Source organism: Microcoleus sp. T2B6, from assembly GCF_036700475.1.
In the GTDB taxonomy this organism is placed as follows: domain Bacteria; phylum Cyanobacteriota; class Cyanobacteriia; order Cyanobacteriales; family Microcoleaceae; genus Microcoleus.
The window spans coordinates 1-2,647 of sequence record NZ_JAUBOZ010000224.1 but is presented as its reverse complement, the minus strand read 5'-3'; the positions used below and the strand labels follow the sequence as shown (position 1 = coordinate 2,647).

Genomic DNA, 2,647 nt, shown 5'->3' with positions numbered 1-2,647 from the left:
CAGCTAAATTTGGCTTTCCCGCACAAGAATTGTGGATTCTCAATCTAGCAAACCTTGCAGTGCATCCGGCTATCGCCGTCACTCCCTAAAAAACCAAGGGCTCTCGTGGTCAGGGGGTAAATTTTTACCCGACTGTCAAGCTCTGCCAGACTCTAACATTTTACCCGATAGATTGTCAGAGTTAGCCAGACAACAAAATTGAACCCGACTGTCAAGCTTTGTCTGACAACAACATTTTGCCTTATTATCGAGGTCAGCCTTACACTCGCTTTCAGTCTCAACGGAGCGCAAAAACCAGACAGCCCAGCCTCAAGTTGAGTGCTGGCATAACGGCTGCTATGCTACAAAATCGCTTCTAAAATTTTAGCTACCTGCCAATTTCCTCACACTTGCTCAACTTGATTTTTAATTCAACTTACCATACTGTAACTTGATTATTAAATCAATCCAGTCTTTGTTAAAAACGCTAAAAAATTAGCTAATTGTTGCGTCAGCTAAAGTCAGGCATTTGCAGTATAAAGTCAGGCAAGTGCAGTATAAAGTCAGGCGGAAAGCAGGTATTTGCAGGGGCTGCACTTTACCTGTATTTACCGGAAAATATCCTGCAAATGCCTGACTTTTTCGGTCAAATTACTGCTTTTTTGTGCTGTTCGTGCCTTGACCTGTTGAGTCTGGTTATGGCTGTTCTCTCTCGGTAGCAAGCAATGGTTTTGTCCGTACAAACCTGACTTTTACGCGCAGAAACAAAAACAATGCACCCTCATGAATGCGGTAATCCTAAGTGCAAGGCGATCGCGTCGATGCTCGCTGTCGGACGAACGATAATCACAGCGAGCATCGACTTGATAGGGTCAATGGTGAGCCAGTGGTAGCGAATTGCAGGCTGATTCGGATATTCGAGTAAGGGCAGCGGAGTCGAGTCGCGAGTTGTAGTTTTTAAAGTCAAAATAATTCAAATCACCACAAAGGTTTGGCTTTGAATCGTGAGCCGTGCAGCTATCGCCACAACTACCTAAAAACTAGGGCTGGGGTGTCAAGGGGCTTAATTTTACCCGCTCTTCAACTGTGCCTCCCAATCAATACCACTGATGCGATGTTAGCCAAGTGTGTCACAAGACTTAATTTTTAGCCGATATTCAACTGTGCCGATTGCTCATAATATTGTGGCGACTATTGTGGCAGCACTGGCATCAATTGCCTCGTCACACCTGGGTAGCATGGGTGGCGATCGCTTCCCTGAGTTCTCAAGTTAACCAATCATGCTGGTTCAACGTTATGTAATGCCGCGTGAAAACTCATATCGCTAGGGCCTGGGTGCTTAGAAGGGCTCCGGCTCACGCACTCTCTCTGAAATCAAGTACAACCGTGCGGTAGCACTGCATTCAATAAAGCCAAACAAACTGAACTGCAATTCTTGCTATAAAAACGCTACCGCCATTGTTCCGATACATTAATATGCAATAGCTGAATGGCTAATAACGATGCCGCTATTTTTTAGGCAGTCTTAACAGCTTTCAATTAGTTCGGCTTGCTCATTATTGAAAGTACAGCTTGCTATAAATGCTACAGTTAGTAGCTTGCCTCTGCTACAATCACTTAAATTGGGGAGTGCAGAGTTTGCTGTTAAATTATTAAATTGATATTAAGCGTACCGGGACAGGAAAAAACCGCAAAATTAACTTTTTGAGACTGAGTTTCCATGATTTTTTTTGCATAATTTTGAGTTTTTGTGAGTTTTTTTGAGTAAAACTATGCAAACTCAGCTTGAATTATTACCTGAAGTCGAGGCAGTATTTGCAACAAAAAACTCAAAAATGTGCAAATTTATGCAAATTTATGCAAGCTGGGAAACTAAGGAAAAAAGCAGAGATGGGCGATAGCAAGCAATGTTTTTGTGATCGCAAATCTGACTTTTACGTGCAGAAAGATAAATAATGTCCCCTCCTTTTACGGAAGCCTAACCGTAAGGTCGGGTTTAATACTTTTTTAAGCTTTAATGACAACTGTAACTATTTGTACTACGATTCAAGCTGAATATTATACAGCTATAAAAAATTAGCTTTTGCTTGCTGAAGTCGAGGCTACCGTCATTACACCCAAAAAGGATTATCCCCTTGCCTGCTGTCGTGAGCAATCGCCGATCGCTATAGGAAGCTTGCACAAAAAGCAGGAATGGGTGGTAGCAATAGCAATGTTGGACGATATATTTATACAGATGCGAGGAAAGTTACAGCCGAGTGAATGAGATGGATGGTGCGATCGCAAATCGCTCGCTCCTACAACCGCAATTCAGCACAAGCGATCGCTGTACTCCCGAAATAACTCACGCCCTTCAACGACAATACCCTGGACAGTTTTTAGAGAAACGGCTGAAACCATTATTCTACCGTTGCGATCGCAACGATATTGGAGCCTAAAACCCGCATTCTACGGTTGCATATTAAAAAGTGTCCGAAGTATTGCAACGAGCACAGAACAGTAAATTAAAGTCGCCACATCTCGATTATTCGCTATTCGCGAATGCAGAATAAAGGAAAGAAAGCGATGCCTTTGGCTGGCTGAGCCTACGCATAAAGCTATGCTCAAACCGCAAGATATCGTTGCCATACTCAAAGTCCACTGTTGGGAAAAAGCAACCTGGACTTAC

General features: G+C 43.0%; 3 protein-coding genes. 2 read left to right on the top strand and 1 reads right to left on the bottom strand.

The annotated features are described in order from the left end of the window. Positions 1 to 760 precede the first annotated feature (760 nt). Positions 761 to 946, bottom strand: a complete 186-nt coding sequence (locus tag QUA00_RS36495) for a hypothetical protein (protein WP_333413459.1) — start codon at positions 944 to 946, stop codon at positions 761 to 763. 1,116 nt (positions 947 to 2,062) lie between these two features. Between QUA00_RS36495 and QUA00_RS36490 the strand changes: the two genes are divergently transcribed. Both QUA00_RS36490 and QUA00_RS36485 read left to right on the top strand, forming a co-directional pair. After that, positions 2,063 to 2,245, top strand: a complete 183-nt coding sequence (locus tag QUA00_RS36490) for a hypothetical protein (RefSeq protein WP_333413457.1) — start codon at positions 2,063 to 2,065, stop codon at positions 2,243 to 2,245. Beyond that, positions 2,238 to 2,417, top strand: coding sequence for a hypothetical protein (locus tag QUA00_RS36485; protein WP_333413455.1), 180 nt, complete (start codon positions 2,238 to 2,240; stop codon positions 2,415 to 2,417). The genes QUA00_RS36490 and QUA00_RS36485 overlap by 8 nt, the downstream gene beginning before the upstream one ends. Positions 2,418 to 2,647 lie beyond the last annotated feature (230 nt).